Raw genomic sequence first — 22,495 nt, 5'->3', positions numbered from 1 at the left:
AGATCAGGAGTGTTGCAGCAGATATCAACATGGGCAAGACTTTTTATGACATTGCTACCTGGAAGTTTGGCGATCGTGTTGAATTGGGATTCAATAGGGCCCCGGTTGATCTCTCTCGGTGAGAAGCCCCTCACCGGCCGAGATCGCGGGCTCACCACCGCGCTCGTGGGGCTGCTGGACGAGGATCCGCCGCCGCCCTTCGCGGTGCGGCGCTTCCGCCCGCTGCCCACCTTCTCGTACGCCTCCGGGGATCTCCACACTGGGGCCCCAGGTGAGCGTGGTTTCGGCCCGCACGTGGACCAGACAAACCACTCCGTGGTCGTGGCCGAAAAGGTCGTTGTCAAGTGGCTGACCCCGCCGGCGCCCCTGCCGCATCCCGCCCCGGAGCTCCTCGCCCATCTCGTTGAGGCGGGTTTCAACGACACCGCTCCTCCCTACGCGGCGCTGACCGCGGAGCTGGACGGCCGCGACCACCTCCTCGCCCTGGTCACGGGCTACCTGCCCGGGGCGCGGGACGGCTGGGAGTGGTGCGTCGACCAGGCCGCGTCGCCGGAGAGAGCCGGGGCCACCGCCTTCGCCACCCCGCTCGGCCGCCTGGCCGCCGACCTGCATCTCGCCCTCGCCACGCTGCCGCCGCCGCCCGGCGGGGCCGGTCCCGATCTGGCGGAGCGGGCGGCGGGCGCGCTCGCGGAGGCCATGGAGCTGACCGGCGGCGACGACGGCGAATGGCTGGCCACCAGGTCCGCCGCCCTCCGGCGCGACCTGGCCCCACTGGACCTCCTCCCGACCGGTCCGCGCATCAGGATCCACGGCGACCTGCACGTCGGCCAGATCCTCCGGTGGGACGGCGGGTACGCGGTGATCGACTTCGACGGCAACCCCACGGTCGCGGGCGCGGACCCGTACCAGCCGGCGGCCAGGGACGTCGCCCAGCTCACCACCAGCCTGGAGCACGTGGCGCAGGTGGCGATCAGGCGTCGGTCCACGCCGCCCGCCGAGGCCGCCGCGTGGGCGGCCGCCGCCCGCGCCGCCCTGATGTCCGCCTACCGGGCCCGGCTGGCCGAGCGGGGCAGGCCCGACCTGCTGGACGACAGGCTGATCCGCCCGTTCGAGGTGGAGCAGGAGTGCCGGGAGCTCATCTACGCCGCCCGCCACCTGCCCCGCTGGCGCTACGCCCCCATGGGCGTCCTGCACACCTGGTATCCCGAAGAGAACCCGGAGCAGGATCCCGAGCAGAACATCGTGCAGGACCCCGAGGAGAACAACGCGTGAATCCCGAGCTCTACCTGTCCGACCTGGAAGCCAAGCCGGAGGCGCTGCGGAGCCTGGCCGGCGCCCTGGCCGAGGAGAACCCGTTCCGCGTCCTGCCTCCGGGCATCACGAGGGTGCTCTTCCTCGGCATGGGCAGCTCCCGCTACGCCGCCGGGGTGGCGGCCCTGCGCCTGCGCGCGGCGGGCGTCGACGCGTACGCCGACTACGCCTCCGCCGCCGCCACCTGGTCGGCGAGGCAGGACACCCTGGTCGTGCCGATCTCGGCCACCGGCGCCAGCGGGGAGACCCTCGACGCCACGGCCCGCTACGCGGGCGGCCCCTCCCCCGTCGCCGTGCTCACCAACACCCCGGGCTCGCCCCTCGCCGAGGCGGCCGACCTGGTGATCCCCATGCACGCGGGCGAGGAACGCGGCGGCGTCGCGTGCCGGACGTTCCAGCACACCCTGGCGCTCCTGCTGCTCATGGAGGCCACGCTCACCGGGCGGGACCGCGACGTCCCCGCCCTGGTGGAGCAGGCCGCCGAGGCCACCGCCGACCTGCTGGAACGCCGGGACGCCTGGCTCCCGCGGGCGCTGGAGCTGCTCGACGGCCCGCACGGCGTCTACACCGTCGCACCCGCCGAGCGCCTGTCGTCGGCGGAGCAGTCGGCGCTGATGTTCCGCGAGGGCCCGCGCCGCCCGGCCGACGCGTGCGAGACGGGCGACTGGTCCCACGTGGACGTCTACCTCACCAAGACCCTCGACTACCGGGCCCTGCTCTACCCGGGTTCCCGCTACGACGACCAGGCCATGGACTGGGTACGCCTGCGGGGCTCGACCGTGCTGGCCGTCGGCGCGGAGGTGAAGGACGCCGCGGCCGCGATCCGCTACCGGCACGACGGCGACCCCGACGTGGCCCTGCTCACGGAGACCCTGGTGGCGGAGCTGGTGGCCGCCCACTGGTGGAGGGGACGGTAGGTCAGCCGGCGCGCACGGCCATGGCGTGTTCGACGAGCGTGATGAGGGTGTGCTTGACCGCCGGGCGCGCCCGCGCGTCCATGCGGACGATCGGCACGTGCGTCGAGAGCGTGAGCGCCTCCCGCACCTCGCTCTCGGCGTGCGGGAACTCGCCGTTCCAGCCGTTCAGGCCGACCACGAACGGGATCCGCGCCTGCTCGAAGTAGTCGACGGCGGGGAAACTGTCGGCGAGCCTGCGGGAGTCGACCAGCACCACGGCGCCGATGGCCCCGCGCACCAGGTCGTCCCACATGAACCAGAACCGGTACTGGCCGGGGGTGCCGAACAGGTAGAGAATCAGGTCGTTCGCCAGGGAGAGCCGCCCGAAGTCCATGGCCACGGTGGTGGTGGTCTTGCCCGGCGTGTGGCCGAGGTCGTCGATGCCCGCCGACGCGTCGGTCATCACCGCCTCGGTGGTCAGCGGCAGGATCTCGGACACGGAGCTCACGAACGTGGTCTTGCCCACGCCGAACCCGCCCGCCACGACGATCTTCGTCGAGGTGAGCCGGCTAGAGCCTGCGAAGTCCACTTAACACCCTTTCAAGCAGGTTCTTATCGGGTAATCCCGCGTTCAGCTGCGGCTGGTACACCCTGACCAGCCCGTCCGCCTCCATGTCGGCGATGAGCACCCGCGCCACTCCGAGCGGGACGCTCAGCAGCGCCGAGATCTCCGCCACGGACCGCACCTGCCGGCACAGCTCGCTGATCGCCCGGTATTCGCGGGTGTAGGTCGAACCGAGCCGGGCCGAGGTCGCCGACGACACCAGGGCTTCCATGGCCAGCTCGGTGCGCGGGGCGGTCCTTCCGCCGGTGACGGCGTACATGCGGACGAGCGAGCTGCGCTCGGGCTCCGGCTCGCCGTTATCCCACGATGCCACGGTCTACTCCCATCACCACGGACGCGCGGCGGACAGCTCCGCCCGTACGGCGGGCGTGAGCACCTGGCCCGCGCGCTCGACCAGGATCGTCATCTGGTAGGCCACCAGCCCCATGTCGCAGTCGGGTGCGGCCAGCACCGCCAGGCAGGATCCGTCGCTGATCGACATCACGAGCAGCAGCCCGTGCTCCATCTCGACGAGCGTCTGGGTGACCCCTCCGCCCTCGAAGACCCGCGCCGATCCGTGCGTGAGGCTGACCAGGCCCGCCGCGATGGCGGCGAGCTGGTCGGCGCGGTCCTTGGGGAAGCCCCGCGAGTACGCCATGGGCAGCCCGTCGGCGGAGACCACGACGGCGTGCGCCACGCCGGGCACCTCTTCGACGAAACCGGTGACCAGCCAGTTGACGTCTCTGGCTGCCTGGCTCAGCTCCTTCAAGAGTCCTCCTCGAGCTCGGCACGGCCCTTGCGCACGCCCTGCTGGTAGCTGGCCAGCCTGGAACGCAGCCGATCAGGGGACAGCGGTGGAGCGGGAGCGGGAGCGGGCGCCGGATTCGCGGTGCCCGGTACCAGATTCGCCTTCGGCGTCCTTTTCGGCAAGCCCGAGTTCGTGGTGCCGCTCTGGGCGGGCTCCGCGGCCGCACCCGCGGCCTGCCACCCCTGGTCGGCGGGCGAGGTCCAGGAGGGATCGCGGTGGTCGGCGGTGGGGGCCGCCTTGCTGAACCAGCTGCTCTCCTCGACGGCGGTGAAGATCGGCAGGAAATCCTCCTGGGACGGCCCCGCCAGGCCGAGCGGCGGGTCGGCCGCTTGCGTGTACGGCGGCTGCTCGCCCGGATAGGCGTACGGCGGCTGCTCTCCCAGCGTGGCCGGCCGGGTCGTCGGCGACGAGCCGAACCACGACGACGGCTCGGCCGCCAAGGGTGCGGCGTCGAACGACGGGTGCCCGGGCGGAGGGCCCGTCAGTGAGGCGGGCGGCGGTGTGTGCACGGGGGCGGCGAAGGAGTCGGCGGTCCCGAAGGACGGCGTACGCACCTGCGCCTGCCTGGGCACCTGGACCCGTCCCTGCGCGGGCATCGCGCTCGGCACCTCCGTGAGCAACATCGGCGGGACCAGCACCATGGCGGTCAGCCCGCCGACGTCCTGCGCCCGTAACTGGACCCGGATGGTGTGCCGCAGCGCCAGCCGGCCGACCACGAACAGGCCCATGCGCCGCGACACCGACACGTCCACGACCGGCGGATGGGCCAGCCGCCAGTTGGCCTCGGCCAGTTCGTCGGGGCTCATGCCGATCCCCTGGTCGGTGACCGACACCATCAGGCTGCCCTCGTCGAGGCGGGCGCTGGAGATGATGACCTTGGTGTCCCTGGAGGAGAAGGAGACCGCGTTCTCGACCAGCTCCGCGAGCAGGTGCACCACGTCGGTGACGGCCTGGCCGGCGATCGCCACGTCCGACTCGACCTGGATGCTGACCCGGTCGTAGCTCTCCACCTCGCCCAGCGCCGCCCGCACGATGTCCATCAGCTCGACCGGCTCGCTCCACTTGCGGGCGGCTTCCTGGCCGGCCAGGACGAGCAGGTTCTCGCTGTTGCGCCGCATGCGGGTGGCCAGGTGGTCGAGCTTGAACAGGTCGCCGAGCCGGGCGTCGTCGCGCTCTCCGCGCTCCAGCCGCTCGATCAGCGTGAGCTGCCGTTCGACGAGCGTCTGGCTGCGCCTGGACAGGTTGACGAACATGGCGTTGACGTTGGAGCGCAACCGCGCCTCGTCGCCCGCCAGCCGTACGGCCTCGCGGTGCACCTCGTCGAACGCGCGCGCGACCTCGCCCACCTCGTCCCTGGAGAAGATGCCGATGGGCGGCACCTCGGCGTTGACCGCGCCGTCGCGTGACTCCCGCAGGTGCTGCACGAAGTCGGGCAGCCGCCGGCCCGCGATCTCCAGCGCCTCGCTGCGCAGGCGGCGCAGGGGGCGTACGAGCGACCTGGCCACCCCGGTGGTGATCAGCAGCACGGCCACCAGCAGCGCGAGCACCGCGCCCGCGGTCACGAACGCCTTGCGCCGCTCGTCCGCGCTGAGTGCCTCGCTGCGGGCCACGATGCCCTCTGCCTGGCGCCGCTCGACCGTGCGCATGGAGTCGACGACCACGGCGGCGGCGTCGTGCCACTCCTTCGCGTCGTCGCGTCTGGCCTGGTCGAGCCCGCGCAGCGGCAGCTCGTTGGTGGCCCTGATCATCACCAGCTCGCGCAGGAACAACATGCGCTCGGCGGACCTGCCGTTGACGGTCTCGTCGAAGAAGCGGCGCTCGCCGGCGGTGGCCTCCTCGGCGAAGCCCCTGCGCTCGCTGGCCTCCTTGGACTGCTCGCCGAGGAACCGTTTGAGCTGGTCGGGGTCGAACGCCCCCTCGACCAGCACGATCGTGACCAGCGCCTGCTGGTAGGAGACGCTCTCCTTGGCCCGGGCGAGCGCGTCGAGCATGCGGGTCTGGCGGAACAGCTCGTCGTCGACGCTGCCCTTGATCAGCTCGTTGTGCACGGAGAGCAGGTCGGCGATCACGGTCGTGTAGAGCTCGACGGCCGGACCGGGCAGCAGGTTGGCGTCGAGCGCCTGCGCGCGCAGGGTGCCCAGGTCGTTCAGGCGGCTGAGCAGGGTCTCGATCTGGTCCGCGGTGCGGCCGCTCACGTCGTTCAGCAGGGGCTGTGCGAGGCCGCGCACCCTTTTGACGGACAGGTCGGTCTGGCCCATCCGGGCGCGCACCGTGCCGAGCTCGTCCGCGGGCCGGTCGCGCGCGATGTACCACGCGGTCCTGGCCCGTTCTGTGGACACCTGGTGGGTGAGCTCGCCCAGCTCCGCGGACATCCGGGCGAACTGGTTCGTACGGGCGTAGTCGCCGGCGGCGGAGGTCGAGGCGAGCACCTGGACGCCGCCGAGCAGCACGGCGGCGGCCGTGGGGATGAGGATGAGCGCGATCAGACGCGCCCGCACGCGCCAATTGCGCAGCCGCCAGCGGCTCTCGCCGGCCTGCCTCTCGCCCAGCTGTGTACTCACCGAACGCACCTCGCCCGAATCGGCGTATATGAGGGGCATACGCCCCGGGGGGAAATCAGCAAGTGCGGGTAATTGGAACACATCCCATACAGGACGGCCAACCGAACTTAACGCGACAAAAGTCGAGTCGTGTGACTCCTGAGGATAGAACTTGGGACACCATGCGTGAAGCACCCGGGCGAGAGATTAACCCAGATCAAGATAGATGTCCGCTAATGAGTGGTTAGTACGTTTCAACGCATAACACGGAAGCCGCACCATGATCTCTGGAGTGTCACAGCGTTGAGAATGTCGCTAATCACCACATATGTTGAGCCACGTCATAACGAGGAGGCAGTGTGGGCGATTCTCACAGCGCGGCCATCACCGTCGACGGCCTATGGAAGATCTTCGGGCCCAAGGCGCAGAAAGTGCTGGACAGCGAGGACAGACATCTCGATCCCGCCGCGCTGAGAGAGAAGACCGGCTGCACCGCCGCGGTCAGGGACGTCGGCTTCGAGGTGCGCCCCGGCGAGGTGTTCGTGGTCATGGGGCTGTCCGGCAGCGGCAAGTCCACCCTCGTACGCTGCCTCACGCGGCTCGTCGAGCCCAGCGCCGGCGAGATCACCATCGGCGGCGAGGACGTCGGCCGCGCCTCACCCGCCCGGCTCCGCGAGATCCGGCGGCACCAGGTCAGCATGGTCTTCCAGCACTTCGGCCTGCTGCCGCACCGCAAGGTGATCGACAACGTCGCGTACGGCCTGGAGATCCAGGGCACGCCCAGGGCCGCCAGGCACGAGCGGGCCGAGGAGATCCTCGCCCTGGTCGGCCTCGACGGCCACGCCGGCGCCTACCCCGACCAACTCTCCGGCGGCATGCAGCAGCGGGTCGGGCTGGCCCGCGCGCTGGCCGTGGACCCGCAGGTGATGTTGTTCGACGAGCCGTTCAGCGCGCTCGACCCGCTGATCAGGCGCGACATGCAGGCCGAGGTCATCCGCCTGCACCGGGAAGTCGGCAAGACGATGGTGTTCATCACGCACGACCTGTCGGAGGCGCTCAAGCTGGGCGAGCGGATCGCGATCATGCGGGCGGGCTCGATCGTGCAGCTCGGCACCGCGGAGGAGCTGGTGGGCGCGCCGGCCGACGACTACGTGGCCGACTTCGTCCGTGACGTGCCGAAAAGCCACGTGCTGACGCTGCGCCGGCTCTGCCGGCCCCCCGAGCCGGGCGAGTCGCTGGACGGGCCCGAGTTACCGGTCACCACGGTCATCAGGGACGCCATCGCCGCCTCCGCCGCCTCCGCCCACCCGATCAGGGCCGTGGACGGCGACGAGCTGGCGGGCGTCGTGGACCGGGTCGACCTGCTGTCCTTCCTGTCGGGCCAGGAGAGCCCCGTGCGAGCGGGCGCATGAGCAGCGCCACGGCCGCCGGCAGGCCGGCCTGGCTCGGCCTGCCGAGGTGGGCGGCCCCCGCGGGGGCGGCGGTCCTGTTCGCGGCGGCGTACCTGGTCTTCCGCGACACGGCGACGCTGCCGCACGACAGGGAGGCGGCGCCGTTCCTGGCCGTCACCGAGCTGCGCGAGTGGATCGACGACAACAGGAACGACAACCCGCTCTTCCTGTACTTCCTCAACTACATCAGGCTGTTCGTCGGCGGGCTCTACGACGCCTTCCACACCGTCCTGTTCGCGCTCGGCTGGCCCGGCATCACGGGCGTCATGGGTGCGCTGGGCTGGTTGTCCGGCGGCCGGTGGATCGCGGCGCTCGCGGTGGGCGGCGTGAGCGCGTTCGGCCTGCTCGGTCTCTGGGAGTCGAGCGTCGACACGCTGGCCCTGGTCGCGGTGGCGGTGCTGCTGTCGCTGGCCGTCGGCATCCCGCTCGGCGTGTGGGCCGGGCTCTCCGAACGCGTGCGCAGGGTGCTGACGCCGGTCCTCGACGTCATGCAGATCATGCCGACGTTCGCGTACCTGGCGCCGCTCGCGCTGTTCTTCCACATCGGCGCGCCCGCCGGCGCCATCGCGACGATGATCTACGCGATCCCGCCCGCCATCCGCATCACCGCCCTGGCCATCTCGGAGGTATCCCCCACCGCGGTCGAGGCGTCCGCCTCGCTGGGCGCCACGGGCCGGCAGACGTTGTTCAAGGTCTACCTGCCGCTGGCCAGGTCCACGATGGCGCTGGCGGTCAACCAGACGATCATGATGGCCCTGTCCATGGTCGTCATCGCGAACCTGATCTCGGCCCCCGGGCTTGGCGGCGACATCATCCGCGGCCTGTCGCGGGCCCAGGTCGGCATCATGCTCCCGGCGGGCGTGGCTGTGGTGATCATGGCGGTGATGCTCGACCGGATGACGATGGCCCTCTCCCGCCGGGACGCGCACGCCCGGACCTCACGGGTCGACCTGGCCGGGGCGGGGGTGCTGGCGGTGGCCGGGCTCGCGCTCATCCCCGTGCTGCCGCGCGCCTGGCCGGAGAACCTCACCGTCAACGTCGTGGCGGAGGTGAACGCCGCCGTCCGCTGGGCCGAGACGACCTGGTACCCGGTGACGACGTTCATCAGGGAAGCCACCACCCAGGCCCTGCTGAACCCCCTGCAGTCGCTGCTCACCTCGGCCCCGTGGTGGCTGGTGGCGCTCGCGCTGCTGGCGGCGGCCTGGCGGGTGAGCGGGCTGCGTCCCGCGCTGACGGCGCTGGCCTGCCTGCTGGCCATCGCGCTGCTCGGCCTGTGGGAGCACAGCATGATGACGATGAGCACGGTCGCCGTCGCGGTGCTCGTCACGCTGGCCATCGGCCTGCTGCTCGGGGTGGCCGCGGCCCGCTCGCCGCGCTTCTCGGCCGTGCAGCGGCCCATCCTCGACGCCGCGCAGACCATGCCCGCGTTCGTCTACCTGCTGCCGGCGCTGGCGCTCTTCGGCACCACCCGGTTCACCGCGATCTTCGCCTCCGTCATCTACGCGGTCCCGCCGGTCGTACGCCTGGTCGAGGACGGCATCAGAGCGGTGCCCGCCACGGTCGTCGAGGCCGCCGCCTCGGCGGGCTCGACCCCGGGCCAGCTGCTGTGGAAGGTGCAGCTGCCCATGGCGAGGAGGGCCATCCTGCTCGCGGCCAACCAGGGCATCGTGATGACGCTGGCCATGGTCGTCATCGGCGGCCTGGTCGGGGCGGGCGCGCTGGGCTACGACGTGGTCCTCGGCTTCTCCCAGCGGACCGACTTCGGCATGGGCTTCGTGGCGGGCATCGCCACGGTGCTCCTCGGAGTCATGCTCGACCGCATCACGCAGGGCGCCGACAGGCGCTCTTCCCCCCGAAAGAGGAAGTTCACATGAAGATTCGCCTGCTCGCAGGCCTTCTCGCCCTAGGGCTCACCGCGATGGGCTGCGGCGGAGCCACGGTCGGCACCTCGACCAGCTCGGCCGCGCCGGAGGCCGGCGCCAGCGCCTCGGGCGCCTCCGCCGGCACGGTGAAGATCGCCATCAATCCGTGGGTCGGTTACGAGGCCAGCGCCAACGTCGTGGCGTACCTGCTGGAGAACGAGCTCGGCTACGAGGTCGAGCTGCCCGAGATCAAGGAGCAGCTGGCCTGGGAGGGCTTCGAGACCGGCGACGTCGACGTCATCATCGAGAACTGGGGTCACCCCGACCTGAAGAAGCAGTTCATCGAGGAGAAGAAGGTCGCCGTCGAGGCGGGCTCCACCGGCAACAAGGGCGTCATCGGCTGGTACATCCCTAAGTGGATGGCCGACGAGCACCCCGACATCACCGACTGGAAGAACCTCAACAAGTACGCCGAGCTGTTCAAGACCTCCGAGTCGGGCGACAAGGGCCAGCTGCTGTTCGGCGACCCGTCGTACGTCAGCAACGAGGCCGCGCTGATCAAGAACCTGAAGCTCGATTACAAGATCGTCACGGGCGGCAGCGAGGCGGCCCTGATCAAGGGCGCCCAGCAGGCGCAGGCGCAGAAGAAGCCGCTGCTGTTCTACTTCTGGGACCCGCACTGGCTGTTCAGCCAGACCGAGCTGGTCCGGGTCAACCTGCCGCCCTACACCGAGGGTTGCGACGCCGACCCGAAGAAGGTGGCCTGCGACTACCCGGAGATGGACCTCGACAAGATCGTCAGCAAGAAGTTCGCCGACACCGGCGGCAAGGCGTACGAGCTGATCAAGAACTTCAACTGGACCAACGCGGACCAGAACGCGGTCGCCGACGACATGACCAACAACGGCATGACCGGCGAGGAGGCCGCCAAGAAGTGGGTCGAGGCCAACCCCGCCAAGTGGCAGGCCTGGATCCCCAAGTAGCCCCTCGACGACCCGGGTCCCGGCACGCGGGACCCGGGCACGGAGACCTCTGATGCGAACGAAGACGCTCGTCGGGCCGCTGGTCGCGGCCCTGCTTCTGACGGCCTGCTCCACCGGGGAGCCCGACTCGGCCACCGTGTCCAAGGGGACGGTCAACATCGACGTCCACGCCTGGGTGGGCTATGAGGCCCAGGCGGCCGTGCTGGCGTATCTGCTGAAGCACGAGCTGGGATACGCGGTGAAGACGCGCAAGGCGGCGGAGGCGCAATCCTGGAAGGACTTCGAATCCGGCAAGGTGGACGTGATCGTCGAGAACTGGGGGCACAACGATCTGAAGAAAGAGTTCATCGAGGAGAAGAAGGTCGCCCTGTCGGCCGGTCTCACGGGGAACAAGGGAGTGATCGGCTGGTACGTCCCCGAGTGGATGGCCAAGAAATACCCCGACATTACGGACTACCGAAACCTCAATAAATACGCACACCTCTTCCGCACCCCAAAGACGGGAAATGCCGGACAGATTCTGGACGGCGACCCGTCGTTCGTGACCAACGACGAGACACTCGTCAAGAACCTCAACCTCAACTACAAAGTCGTCTACTCGGGCAGCGAGGAGGCGTTGATCAGGGCGGCCCAGTCCGCGACGAGGAATCGGACGCCCTTGCTCCTGTATTTCTACGAACCGCAATGGCTGTTCACCAAGGTCAAACTCGTCAAGGTCGCGCTGCCCCCGTACGCGGTGGGCTGCGACGAGGTTCCGGCCAAGGTCGCCTGCGACTACCCGCCCTACCTGCTCGACAAGATCGTCAGCCGGCGGTTCGCGGAGACCGGCGGGCCGGCGTACGAGCTGGTCCGCAACTTCAGCTGGACCAACGACGACCAGAACACCGTGGCCAGCGACATGATCAACGAGAAGATGACCGCCGAACAGGCGGCCGAGCGATGGGTCGCCGAGAACAAGATCGTGTGGAAGGACTGGATTCCCCGTTGAGGTACGACTACGTCATCGTGGGCGGCGGCAGCGCGGGCTGCGCCCTGGCCAACCGGCTCAGCGCCGACCCCTCGACGTCCGTGCTGGTGCTGGAGGCGGGCAGGCCCGACTACCTGTGGGACGTGTTCATCCACATGCCCGCCGCACTGATGTTCCCGATCGGCAGCCGCTTCTACGACTGGAAATACGAGTCCGAGCCCGAGCCGCACATGCACGGCCGCCGCGTCTACCACGCCCGCGGCAAGGTGCTGGGCGGCTCCAGCAGCATCAACGGCATGATCTTCCAGCGCGGCAACCCGCTCGACTACGAGCGCTGGGCCGCCGACCCCGGCATGGAGCGCTGGGACTACGCGCACTGCCTGCCCTACTTCAAGCGCATGGAGACCTGCCTGGCCGAGCCCGGCACGGACTTCCGCGGCGGCGACGGCCCGCTGAAGCTCGAACGCGGCCCGGCCCGCGGCCCGCTCTTCGAGGCGTTCTTCGAGGCCGTGCAGCAGGCCGGTCACCCGCTGACCGACGACGTGAACGGCTACCGCCAGGAGGGCTTCGCCGCCTTCGACCGCAACGTCCACCGCGGCCGCCGGCTCAGCGCGGCCCGCGCCTACCTGCACCCCGTACGCCGGCGGCGCAACCTCACGGTCCGCACCCGCGCGTTCGTGGAGCGCGTGCTCTTCGACGGCACCAGGGCCGTCGGCGTGCGGTGCGACGGCGAGCGCATCGAGGCGGGCGAGGTCATCCTGAGCGCCGGCGCCGTCAACACCCCCCAGCTCCTGCAACTGTCCGGCGTCGGCCCGCGTGACCTGCTGGAGCCCCTGGGCGTGAAGATGGTGCACGACCTTCCCGGCGTGGGCGAGAACCTGCAGGACCACCTGGAGGTCTACGTCCAGCACGGCTGCAGGCAGCCGGTCTCGCAACAACCGTCGCTGGCCAGATGGCGCAGGCCCTTCATCGGCGCCGACTGGCTCTTGCGCAGGAGCGGCCCCGGCGCCACCAACCACTTCGAGGCCGGCGGCTTCATCCGCTCCAACGACGACGTGGCGTACCCGAACCTGATGTTCCACTTCCTGCCGGTCGCGGTCCGCTACGACGGCTCCGCCCCGGCCGGCGGCCACGGCTACCAGGTGCACATCGGCCCGATGTACTCCGACGCCAGGGGCTCGGTGCGGATCACGTCGGCCGACCCCCGCCAGAAGCCGGCCCTGCGCTTCAACTACCTCTCCACCGACCAGGACCGCCGCGAGTGGGTGGAGGCCGTCAGGCACGCCAGGACCATTCTGGCCCAGCCCGCCTGGGCCGACCTCGACGCCGGCGAGCTCTCCCCCGGCCCCGCCGTGCGACGCGACCAGGAGATCCTCGACTGGGTGGCCAGGGACGCCGAGACCGCGCTCCACCCCTCCTGCACCTGCAAGATGGGCACCGACGAGACGGCGGTGGTGGACCCGGGGACGATGCGCGTCCACGGTCTCGACGGGCTGCGCGTGGTGGACGCCTCGGCGATGCCGTACGTCACCAACGGCAACATCTACGCCCCGGTCATGATGCTCGCCGAGAAGTCGGCCGATCTCATTCTCGGCAACACGCCCTTGGCCCCGGAGCCCGTGGAGTTCTACCGCCACCCCCGACCGGCCTGACCCGCGCTTCCTGGCTCCGGATCGTCGTTGCGCAGGTGCGCGGCCACGCCCGACATTCCACATGACTGCCGTACGGTGTACCGTACGACGGTGACCGTCGAGTACTCGGGCAAGGGCGACCCGGCGCGTAGCCTGGCGCTGCTCTGGCGCACCGGCGAGCGGGCCAGCCGCAAGGGCAAGCCGGAGCTGAGCGTCGACCGCATCGTGCGGGCCGCCATCGAGGTGGCCGACGCGGAGGGCCTGCAGGCGCTGTCCATGCGCCGCGTGGCCGAGCGGCTGGGCGTCGGGACGATGTCGCTCTACACGTACGTGCCCGGCAAGCCGGAGCTGTTCGACGTCATGCTGGACACCGTCTACGGCGAGACCGCCAGGCCGAAGGAGGTGCCCGGCGGCTGGCGGGGCCGGCTGGAGCAGATCGCCAGGGCGAACTGGGCCCTCTACCTGCGCCACCCCTGGCTGCTGCAGGTGGCGACGAGCCGCCCGGTGCTCGGCCCGAACGTCACCGCGAAGTACGACTACGAGCTGCGCGCGATCGACGGGATCGGGCTGACGGACGTGGAGATGGACTCGGTGATCACCCTGATCACCGGTTTCGTGCACGGCACGGCCCGGGGCGCGGTGGAGGCCGCGCAGGCCGAGACCCGGACGGGCATGACCGACGAGCAGTGGTGGGCCGCGCACTCGCCCTTCCTGGGCAGGATCGCCGACGTCGACCGCTATCCCACGGCGACCCGGGTGGGGCAGGCGGCGGGGGAGGAGCTCAACGCCGCCTACAGCCCCGAGCACGCCTTCGAGTTCGGCCTCCAGCGCGTGCTCGACGGCATCGAGGCGCTGGTGGACAGCCGGGCCGCCGAGGGCGGTCAGGCGGCGGGCAACGCCCGCTCGTAGGCCGGCAGCGTGTCCAGGAGCGCTAGCGCACGGGAGCGGAGCGCAGCCGTACGACGTGCTCGACCAGCGAGATCAGGGTCGACTTGACCGCCTCGCGGTTGCGGGCGTCGGTGCGCACGATCGGCACCTGCGGCGACAGCGCCAGCGCCTCCCTCACCTCCTGGTCGGAGTGCGGGAACTGGCCCTCCCAGCCGTTGATGCCGATCACGAACGGCAGCTTGGCCTCTTCGAAGTAGTCGATGGCCGGGAAGCTGTCGGCCAGGCGGCGCGTGTCGAGCAGCACCACCGCGCCGATCGCGCCGCGCACCAGGTCGTCCCACATGAACCAGAACCGGTGCTGCCCGGGGGTGCCGAACAGGTAGAGGATCAGGTCACGATCCAGCGACAGACGGCCGAAGTCCATCGCCACGGTCGTGGTCTGCTTGTGGGGCGTCAGACCGAGGTCGTCGATGCCCGCGGACGCGTCGGTCATCACCGCTTCCGTCGTGAGCGGAAGGATCTCGGACACCGCCCCCACGAACGTCGTCTTGCCGACGCCGAACCCACCCGCGACGACGATCTTGGTCGACGTGAGGCCAGGGCTAGAGCCTGCGTAGTCCACTGAGCACCCTTTCGAGCATGTTGAGGTCTGGCTGTCCCTCGCTGAGGTGTGGCTGGTGCAGGCGGACAAGCCCTTCGTCGGACATGTCCGCCACGAGCACCCTGGCGACGCCCAGCGGGACACGGAGCAGGGCCGAGATCTCGGCGACCGACCGGAACGTCCTGCACAGCTGCATGATGGCCTCCTGCTCGGGGGTGAGCAGGGCCATCTCGTCGTCCGGGATCGACATCGACGAGATCAACGTCTCCATCGCGAGGTGATAGCGGGGCTCGGATCGTCCGCCGGTCACCGCGTAAGGGCGGAACAAGGGCTCGTCGTCCCCGGTCCCGTCAACGCCGTACACGACCCTCTCCCATCAGTTCCACCACATCACCGCGTCCTGGCCGCCTGAAGCTCCGCTCGCAGGGCCGGCGTGAGCGCCTGTCCCGCCCTGTCCACCAGCAGCGTCATCTGATAGGCCACGAGCCCCATGTCGCAGTCGGGCGCGGCCAGCACCGTGAGCACGGAACCGTCGCTGATCGCCATGACCAGGAGCAGGCCACGCTGCATCTCGACGACGGTCTGCGTCACCGACCCGCCCTCGAAGACCCTGGACGCGCCCACCGTCAGGCTCAGCAGGCCCGCGGAGACCGCGGCGAGCTGGTCGGCCCTGTCGGGTGGGAAGCCCTCCGACGCCGCCAGGCACAGGCCGTCGGCTGAGACGACGACGGCGTGCGCCACACCTGGCGTGTTGCGGACGAAGTCGGTGATCAGCCAGTCGAAGCGATGTGCCTCATGGCTAAGGGTTGTCACGCATCCTCCCCAGCGGGGCGCTTACTCACTCTTGTTCCTCCTGTCCACGTACTTCCTGGCGGGCCCGTCGCACACCTTGCTGGAAACCGGCCATCCGGCTGCGCATCCGGTCTGCGGAGACCGGTTGCGCGGGCGCCGGCCGCGACGGCTGTTGCTGCTGTGCCGCCTGGCCGGCCGCCGTGCCGGGGACCAGATTCGCCTTGGGGGTGCGCTTCGGAAGCCCGGCGGCGGTGATCCCGCCGAGACTCGGCTCGCTCGCGGCGGCCGCCGCCTGCCAGCCGGCGTCAGCGGCCGTTCGCCACGCTTCCTCCCCAGAGCGTACGGCCTGCCCCGGCGTGGCATCGCCGCCGCCCTCCGCCTGCGCCGCCTGCTCCTCCGGCGGCCTGCGGAACCAGGCCGACTCCACCGACGCGAAGATCGGCAGGAACTCTTCCTGCTCCTGCCCCACCGGCGACACGTCGACCGAGGGGACCGGGTCCGGCCTGCGCACGTCGTTCGTGGAGTACGACGGCGGCGGCGTCTGGAACGCGCCATTTCCAGATGGCGGAGAGCCCTTGCTCGGGTACGACGGATAGGTCCCCGAGTCGAACGAGGCCGGCTGCCTGCGGTAGGAACCGCCGTCGGTGTCGGCGGTGAAGCCGTTGACACCCGCCCTGCCGGGGTCGGACGGGTGCGTCCCGAACGCGGGCCTCGGCGTCCCCGGCGCGCTGTCGTACGTGCCGGGGCCGGGCCGGGGCGCTCCCGCGGCCCTGCCGTTGGCGCCCGGATGGAAGGAGCCCGGGTCGAAGGAGTCGAAGCTGCCGAACGACCGGAATGTCCCGTTCGGCGCGGGCTGGCCCGCCTGACCGGGTACCGGCACACCCGCCGGACCAGGAACGCCGGCCTGACCCGGAGCACCCACCTGACCAGGAGCACCCGCCTGACCTGGGGCGGCCGCCTGACCTGGCGTGGTCCCGCCGCCGAACGCCGGCCGCTGCGGCAGCGGCTGCTGCGCGCCGTCGGCGATCAGCGCGGGCGGCAGCAGCACCATGGCGATCAGCCCCGCGCCCTCGCCCTTCCTGAGCTGCACCCGGATGCCGTGGCGCAGCGCCAGCCGGCCGACCACGAACAGGCCCATGCGCCGGGAGACCGACACGTCCACGACCGGGGGCTCGGCCAGGCGGCGGTTGGCCTCGGCCAGCTCCTCCTCGGTCATGCTGATGCCGGTGTCGGCCACCGACACCAGCGCGCCGCCGCCCTCGATGAGGCTGCTGGTCACCGTGACCTGGGAGTTGTTCGGGGAGAACTGGATGGCGTTCTCGACCAGCTCGGCGACCAGGTGGACCAGGTCGTTGGCGGCGCTGCCGACCACCGAGGTGGCGCGGTGCACCTTGACCTGGACGCGCTCATAGCCCTCGACCTCCGACAGCGCGGCGCGTACGACGTCGACCAGCTTGGCCGGCTGGCTGCGCCGGCGGGTGGCCTCGTGACCGGCCAGGACCAGCAGGTTCTCGGAGTTGCGTCGCATGCGGGTGGCCAGGTGGTCGAGCTTGAACAGGTCGGCCAGCCGGCCGCCGTCCTGCTCGCCCTTCTCCAGGCCGTCGATCAGCGAGATCTGCCGCTCGACCAGCGTCTGGGTCCGGCGCGAGAGGTTGACGAACATCGAGCTGATGTTGCTGCGCAGCTCGGCCTCCTCGCCCGCCAGCCGCACGGCCTGCCGGTGCACCTGGTCGAAGGCCCTGGCCACCTCGCCGATCTCGTCGTTGCCCTCGACCTCGATGGGGCGTACCTCGCCCACGGAGCCTTCGCCGCTGACGCGCAGCCGCCGGACCACGTCGGGGAGCCGGAAGCCGGCGATCTCCAGGGCCTCGGTGCGCAGCCGGCGCAGCGGGCCGACCATGGACCGGGCGATGGCCACGGTGAGGAGCAGGACGAGCAGCAGCAGCGCCACGATGAGCACGCCCGCGGTGACCGCGTTGCGGATCTCGGCGCTGCGCAGTTCCTGGCTGCGCAGGCCGACCTTGCCCGCCAGGTCCTCCTCGATGCCGTGGAGCACGTCGATGGTGGTCGTGTTCTGCTTGAACCACTGCTCGCGGTCGCCCGTGGCGGAGATCAGGTTCTCGGTGATCCGCGCGCCCGGCGACCGGCCGCTGACCAGCGTGATCGCGCGTGCCTTGGTGAGCTGGACGTTGACGTACTCCTCGGTGCCGGTCAGCCGCCTGGACAGGGCGAGCCCGACGTCGGGGCCGGCCTCCGCGCCGACGGCGGCGATGTCGCTCTGCTGGCGCGCGTTGGAGGCGATGAACGTTTCGACCTCGTCGGCCCCCACCCGCTGGGTGTTGTAGGAGGCCTGGAGCAGCTGGACGCGCTGCCGGGAGATCTCCTCCTTGGCCGACGTGAGCGCGCTCAGCGCGCGGAACTGGCCGATGATCTGCGAGTCGTCGGACAGCAGGCTCAGCTCGTCGTGCAGCCTGAGCAGGGTGTCGGTGAGGAAGTCGTAGCGGACGGGGTCGGTCTGGCCCTCTTCCCTGATCTGCGCCAGCCGGCTCAGGTCGTATCTCGCCTGCTCGGCGGCCTTGACGATGCGGGGACCGTAGGAGGCGTCCATCGTGTCGAGGTCGGACCGCACGGCCTTGACCAGCGTGTCGACGGCGGCCTTGCGCTGCTCCAGCGGGGCGGCGAGCTTCTTGCGCACGGCGCGGCCGGCGCCCGCCCATCCGGCGGTGTCACGCTCCAGCCCGATCGCCTGCACGAGGTCGCGGATGCGCCCGGACTGCTCGGCCCCGATGGCCGTGCGGTCGTAGACGCCGATGCTCTGGACCGACTCGGCCACGCGCGCTCCCCCGAGCACGACGCCGGCGATGGTGGGCACCAGGATGAGCGCGGTGAGCCGCCATCGCACGCGCCAGTTGCGCAAGCCAAAACGAGGCAGTGACCGCCGTTCGCGGTCCCGCTGCGCGGCTGGGCCGCCGCCGGAGTTCCCCGTAGTCACTGCTTCCGCTACCCCTCAATCGTCCCCTCAGTCAACGGGCCCTCAAGCCGTCCACAACGTATCCACAGCATCCGACTTACCAGGCATTTCGGACACCATTGTTACAAAGATGTCCGCGCGTCGTGTGCTGTTGGTTATCTCAGTGCGGCAAGCACTTGATCACGGACTTGAGCCCTCTGCGCGTCGCCGCTGAGGGAGCGACCGGCGCGATCCACTACGTAGAAGACGTCCACCGCCTCCGCGCCGAGAGTCTCCACGCGGGCGGCCCTCACGTCAAGACCGCACTCGCCGAACGCCCGCCCGATGCGCCACAGCAGCCCCGGCCTGTCATGGGCCCTGACTTCCACCACGGTGGCGGTCGCGGAAGCGTCGTCCACCAACGTCACGCGGGGTGGGGCGACGGGCACGCGAGGCGGCCTCATGGAGCGTGTACGGCGGGCCAGCCGCTGCTCGATGTCAAGACGCCCAGCAAGGACGAGACGGAGATCGGCCTCCAGCGTCGCGGGGTCGGGCGGCGAGCCGTACTCGGGGATGACGGAGAACTCGATCACGGCCGTGGACCCCGCGGAGGCGGCCGAGGCGGAGCGTACGACGAGCCGGTGCGCGGCGAGCACGCCCGCGGCGCTCCACAGCAGGCCCACCCGGTCGGGAGCGACGACCGTGACCGCTCCCCCGTTGACGCGCACGGCGCCGCCGCCGTGCCGGGCGAGCGCGGCCTGCTCGGCCGAGAGCACGGGCGGCCTGGGCGGGGGCGAGCCGGCGAGCACGGACCTGACGCGGCGCACGAGGTCGGCGACGAGCCCCGCCTTCCAGCCGTTCCACGCCGCCGGGCCGGTCGCGTTTCCGTCGGCGACCGCCAGCGCGGCCAGCAGGTCGAGGACCTCCCGCGTGCCGACCGTGGCCGCGACCTTCTCGATCGTGACGGGGTCGTCCAGGTCCCTGCGGGTGGCGGTCTCCGGCAGCAGCAGGTGGTGGCGGACGACGGTCGCGAGGATCTCCACGTCGGATGGGGGCAGGCCGATGCGGGTGGCGATGTCGCGGACCACGACCTCGCCGGTCACCGAGTGGTCGCCGGGCCACCCCTTGCCGATGTCGTGCAGCAGCGCCCCGATCAGCAGGAGATCGGGACGGGAGACCTCGCGGGTGTGGCTGGCGGCGTTCGCGGCGGCCTCGATCAGGTGCCGGTCGACCGTGAACCGGTGGATCGGGTTGCGCTGCGGACGGTGGCGTACGCGCTCCCAGTCAGGAAGCAGCTTGACTAGGATGCCCGCCTGGTCGAGCTCCTCCCACACGGGCACGGCGGCGCGGCCCGCCCCGAGGACCGACACCAGCGCGTCGCGCGCCTCCTCGGGCCACGGCACCGGCATCGGCGGCGACTGAGCAGCCAGAACGGACACCGTGGCGGGGGCGAGCGGCAGCCCCGAGTCGGCCGCCGCGGCGGCGGCCCGCAACACCAGGACGGGGTCCTTGCGCGGATCGATCCCCCGGGCGAGCACCACCTCGCCGCCGTGCTCGACCACGCCGTCCGCCAACGGGCGGCGGCCCCGGGGAGCGGGGCCTGACAGGAGCCTGTCAACGGTGCGCCAGGTGGCGTCGAACGCGTGGGAGATGGTGCGGCCCGCCTCGGCGAGCCTGCGCATCAGCGCCTCGGCGTCGAGCAGGCCGAGCAGCCCGGCCACCGCGTCCTGCTCCTGCAACACCAGCCGGTCGGTGCCACGGCCGGTGACGACGTGCAGTGCGTGCCGCACGTCGAGGATGAGCTCGTACGCCTCCCGCGCCCGGGGGCCGGGCGCCGAGGCGACCCAGGCGGCGGACACGGCCTGCATGGCCTGGACGTCGCGGAGCCCGCCGCGGCCGTCCCTCAGATCGGGTTCGAGGAGGAAGGCCAGCTCGCCGCTGGCGCGGGCCCGCTGGTCGGCGGCGGCGCGCAACTCGCCGAGCCGGCGCCGGGAGTCGGCCCGCCACTCGGCGAGCACCGCCTCCCTGGCCTTACGGGTCAGCTCGGGGTCGCCCGCCACGTGCCGGGCCTGGATGAGGCCGAGCACGGCCTTCAGGTCCTGGCGGGCGACGGTCACCGCCTCCTCGACCGTGCGGACCGAATGGTCGAGGTTGACCGCCGAATCCCAGATCGGATACCAGATCCGGTCGGCGATCCTGGCGACGTCGGCCCGCCCGTTGTGCAGCAGGACGAGGTCGAGGTCGCTGCCGGGAGCCAGCTCGCCCCTGCCCAGGCTCCCGACGGCGACCAGGGAAACATGCCGGCCGTCGCCGGCCGTACGGAAGAGATCCTTGAGCCAGCGGTCGGTGTCCGCGGCCCGCTCCTTGCGGGCCCCGGCGTACGAACGGGCCTCGCCCCTCACTCCTGCGCCCCCTTGCCGAGCTCCGCCCGGACCCCGTCGTCCGGGCGTCGCCTGGGTCTCCTCACAGGGCCTCCGGGCCCCTCTCTCCCGTGCGCACGCGGATGACGGTGTCCACGGGCACGGACCAGACCTTGCCGTCGCCGATCTTGCCGGTGTGCGCGGCCTTGACGATGACGTCGATCACGTCCTCGGTGTCGTCCTCTTCGGCGAGGACCTCGATCCTGACCTTCGGCACCAGGTCGACCTGGTATTCCGCGCCGCGGTAGACCTCGGTGTGGCCGCGCTGGCGGCCGTAGCCGCTCGCCTCGCTGACCGTCATGCCCTTGATGCCGAACTGCTCGAGGGCGGCCTTGACGTCATCCAGCTTGAAGGGCTTGATGATCGCCGTGATGAGCCTCATGCGTCCACCTTCTTCGTCGCGGGAGCGGTGACGGGGCCGTTGGGCGAGCTCACGCCGGAGGCGTGAACGGTGCCGAGGTCATAGCCGGTCTCGGCGTGGGTGGTGATGTCGACGCCGGTGACCTCGTCCTCGGTGGAGATGCGGAAGCCCATCGTCCTGTCGATGATCTTGCCGATGACCCAGGTGAGAATGAAGGAGTAGCCGCCGACCGCGACGGGACCGAGCACCTGCAGGCCCAGCTGGCCGACGCCGCCGCCGTAGAACAGGCCCTCGCTCTGCTGCTCCAGGAAGGGGTAGGCGGCCAGGAAACCCAGGGAGACGGCGCCGACCACGCCACCGACGAGGTGCACGCCGACCACGTCGAGGGAGTCGTCGAAGCCGAGCTTGTACTTCAGGCCCACGGCGTAGGCGCAGATCGCGCCGGCCAGCAGGCCGATGACCATCGCCGCCCACGGGTCGACGAAACCGCAGGCCGGGGTGATGGCGACCAGACCGGCGACCGCGCCGGAGGCGGCGCCAAGGCTCGTGGCGTGCCCGTCGCGCAGCTTCTCCACGACGAGCCAGGCGCCCACGGCGACCGCGGTGGCGACCTGCGTGTTCAGGAAGGCCAGGCCCGCCGTGCCGTCGACCGCGAGCTCCGAGCCGGCGTTGAAGCCGAACCAGCCGAACCACAGCAGGGCGGCGCCGAGCAGCACCAGCGTCAGGTTGTGCGGCCGCATCGGCTCCTTGCGCCAGCCCTGCCGCTTGCCGAGCACGAGAGCGAGCGCGAGCGCCGCGGCTCCGGCGTTGATGTGCACGACGGTGCCGCCGGCGAAGTCCTCGATGCCCATGGTGTTGAGCCAGCCGGTGCCCCACACCCAGTGCGCGACCGGGAAGTAGACGACCGTGGCCCAGATGACGGTGAAGAGCATCCACGCCCCGAACTTCGCCCGGTCCGCGATCGCGCCGCTGATCAGCGCGACGGTGATGATGGCGAAGGTCATCTGGAACATGGAGAAGACGAGGCTCGGCATGCCGGTGCCGTCGTCCGCGGTGGCGGTGTCGACCAGGCTCTGCAGGCCCAGGGCGTCGAAGCCGCCGACGAAGTTGTTGAGGGCCGAGCTGGGGTTGTCGGTGAAGGCCAGCGAGTGCCCGAAGAGCATCCAGGTGACGGTGACGGTGACGATGGCGCCGAACGACATCATCATCATGTTCAGGACACTCTTGGCCCTGGTCATGCCCCCGTAGAAGAACGCGAGGCCCGGAGTCATCAACAGCACCAGTGCGGCGGCTGTGAGCATCCAGGCAGTCGTGCCGCTATCGATCTTCACGACGCGACCCTCCTTACATGTGACGTGTGGCCACAGCGTGTTCGGCCGGGGTTTCGTGGCTCGACCAGGTGTGTTTCACATTCGTGAATCTCGCCGCAC

General features: G+C 70.7%; 19 protein-coding genes. 8 read left to right on the top strand and 11 right to left on the bottom strand.

The annotated features are described in order from the left end of the window. Positions 1-105: 105 nt before the first annotated feature. Complete coding sequence (locus ABGB01_RS30610; protein WP_347776987.1) at positions 106-1,272, top strand: hypothetical protein; 1,167 nt, start codon at positions 106-108, stop codon at positions 1,270-1,272. Then, positions 1,269-2,228, top strand: coding sequence for an SIS domain-containing protein (locus tag ABGB01_RS30605; RefSeq protein ID WP_347776986.1), 960 nt, complete (start codon positions 1,269-1,271; stop codon positions 2,226-2,228). Before ABGB01_RS30610 ends, ABGB01_RS30605 begins: the two co-directional genes overlap by 4 nt. Position 2,229: 1 nt before the next feature. Here ABGB01_RS30605 and ABGB01_RS30600 read toward each other — a convergent pair whose 3' ends face one another. The 4 genes from ABGB01_RS30600 to ABGB01_RS30585 form a co-directional block, all read right to left on the bottom strand. Next, positions 2,230-2,796, bottom strand: coding sequence for an ATP/GTP-binding protein (locus ABGB01_RS30600; RefSeq protein WP_347776985.1), 567 nt, complete (start codon positions 2,794-2,796; stop codon positions 2,230-2,232). Further along, the gene (locus ABGB01_RS30595; RefSeq protein ID WP_246083112.1) at positions 2,777-3,091 is read right to left on the bottom strand and encodes a DUF742 domain-containing protein; all 315 of its coding nucleotides are present in this window, start codon (positions 3,089-3,091) and stop codon (positions 2,777-2,779) included. The genes ABGB01_RS30600 and ABGB01_RS30595 overlap by 20 nt, the downstream gene beginning before the upstream one ends. A 66-nt stretch (positions 3,092-3,157) precedes the next feature. Then, positions 3,158-3,580, bottom strand: coding sequence for a roadblock/LC7 domain-containing protein (locus ABGB01_RS30590; protein ID WP_347776984.1), 423 nt, complete (start codon positions 3,578-3,580; stop codon positions 3,158-3,160). Next, complete coding sequence (locus ABGB01_RS30585) at positions 3,577-6,180, bottom strand: nitrate- and nitrite sensing domain-containing protein (RefSeq protein WP_347776983.1); 2,604 nt, start codon at positions 6,178-6,180, stop codon at positions 3,577-3,579. The genes ABGB01_RS30590 and ABGB01_RS30585 overlap by 4 nt, the downstream gene beginning before the upstream one ends. A gap of 338 nt (positions 6,181-6,518) precedes the next feature. Here ABGB01_RS30585 and ABGB01_RS30580 point away from each other — a divergent pair, with 338 nt between their 5' ends. The 6 genes from ABGB01_RS30580 to ABGB01_RS30555 all read left to right on the top strand — a co-directional run bounded on the left by ABGB01_RS30580 (position 6,519) and on the right by ABGB01_RS30555 (position 13,962). Continuing rightward, positions 6,519-7,571, top strand: coding sequence for a glycine betaine/L-proline ABC transporter ATP-binding protein (locus ABGB01_RS30580; protein ID WP_347776982.1), 1,053 nt, complete (start codon positions 6,519-6,521; stop codon positions 7,569-7,571). Beyond that, complete coding sequence (locus ABGB01_RS30575) at positions 7,568-9,484, top strand: ABC transporter permease subunit (RefSeq protein ID WP_347776981.1); 1,917 nt, start codon at positions 7,568-7,570, stop codon at positions 9,482-9,484. Before ABGB01_RS30580 ends, ABGB01_RS30575 begins: the two co-directional genes overlap by 4 nt. Beyond that, positions 9,481-10,455 (top strand): ABC transporter substrate-binding protein, encoded by a 975-nt coding sequence (locus ABGB01_RS30570; RefSeq protein WP_347776980.1) that lies wholly within the window; start codon positions 9,481-9,483, stop codon positions 10,453-10,455. Before ABGB01_RS30575 ends, ABGB01_RS30570 begins: the two co-directional genes overlap by 4 nt. Before the next feature lie 52 nt (positions 10,456-10,507). After that, positions 10,508-11,443, top strand: coding sequence for an ABC transporter substrate-binding protein (locus tag ABGB01_RS30565; RefSeq protein WP_347776979.1), 936 nt, complete (start codon positions 10,508-10,510; stop codon positions 11,441-11,443). After that, positions 11,440-13,074, top strand: coding sequence for a choline dehydrogenase (gene betA / locus ABGB01_RS30560; RefSeq protein ID WP_347776978.1), 1,635 nt, complete (start codon positions 11,440-11,442; stop codon positions 13,072-13,074). Before ABGB01_RS30565 ends, betA begins: the two co-directional genes overlap by 4 nt. Before the next feature lie 90 nt (positions 13,075-13,164). After that, positions 13,165-13,962, top strand: coding sequence for a TetR/AcrR family transcriptional regulator (locus ABGB01_RS30555; RefSeq protein WP_347776977.1), 798 nt, complete (start codon positions 13,165-13,167; stop codon positions 13,960-13,962). Positions 13,963-13,984: 22 nt separating this feature from the next. On the opposite strand, the gene ABGB01_RS30550 is transcribed toward ABGB01_RS30555, so the two are convergent. From ABGB01_RS30550 to ABGB01_RS30520, 7 genes are all read right to left on the bottom strand, one after another. Further along, positions 13,985-14,563 carry an ATP/GTP-binding protein gene (locus ABGB01_RS30550; RefSeq protein WP_132509929.1) on the bottom strand — a complete coding sequence of 193 codons (579 nt, stop codon included), beginning with the start codon at positions 14,561-14,563 and terminating at the stop codon, positions 13,985-13,987. Further along, a complete protein-coding gene (locus tag ABGB01_RS30545) occupies positions 14,544-14,906 on the bottom strand; it encodes a DUF742 domain-containing protein (RefSeq protein WP_132509931.1) in 363 nt (120 codons plus the stop codon). Before ABGB01_RS30545 ends, ABGB01_RS30550 begins: the two co-directional genes overlap by 20 nt. Before the next feature lie 26 nt (positions 14,907-14,932). Further along, positions 14,933-15,355, bottom strand: a complete 423-nt coding sequence (locus tag ABGB01_RS30540; RefSeq protein WP_132330743.1) for a roadblock/LC7 domain-containing protein — start codon at positions 15,353-15,355, stop codon at positions 14,933-14,935. A 25-nt stretch (positions 15,356-15,380) separates the two neighbouring features. Next, positions 15,381-18,251 (bottom strand): nitrate- and nitrite sensing domain-containing protein, encoded by a 2,871-nt coding sequence (locus ABGB01_RS30535; protein ID WP_347776976.1) that lies wholly within the window; start codon positions 18,249-18,251, stop codon positions 15,381-15,383. A 209-nt stretch (positions 18,252-18,460) separates the two neighbouring features. After that, complete coding sequence (locus ABGB01_RS30530) at positions 18,461-20,686, bottom strand: [protein-PII] uridylyltransferase (protein WP_347776975.1); 2,226 nt, start codon at positions 20,684-20,686, stop codon at positions 18,461-18,463. A 61-nt stretch (positions 20,687-20,747) separates the two neighbouring features. After that, on the bottom strand, positions 20,748-21,086 hold the full coding sequence (locus ABGB01_RS30525) for a P-II family nitrogen regulator (RefSeq protein ID WP_132594180.1): 339 nt from the start codon (positions 21,084-21,086) through the stop codon (positions 20,748-20,750). After that, positions 21,083-22,396, bottom strand: coding sequence for an ammonium transporter (locus tag ABGB01_RS30520; RefSeq protein WP_347776974.1), 1,314 nt, complete (start codon positions 22,394-22,396; stop codon positions 21,083-21,085). Before ABGB01_RS30520 ends, ABGB01_RS30525 begins: the two co-directional genes overlap by 4 nt. Positions 22,397-22,495 lie beyond the last annotated feature (99 nt).

It is taken from the genome of Nonomuraea sp. B5E05, from assembly GCF_039880665.1.
Taxonomy (GTDB): Bacteria; Actinomycetota; Actinomycetes; order Streptosporangiales; family Streptosporangiaceae; genus Nonomuraea.
The sequence above is the reverse complement of the archived record's forward strand: the minus strand, read 5'-3'. Positions and strand labels throughout refer to the sequence as shown.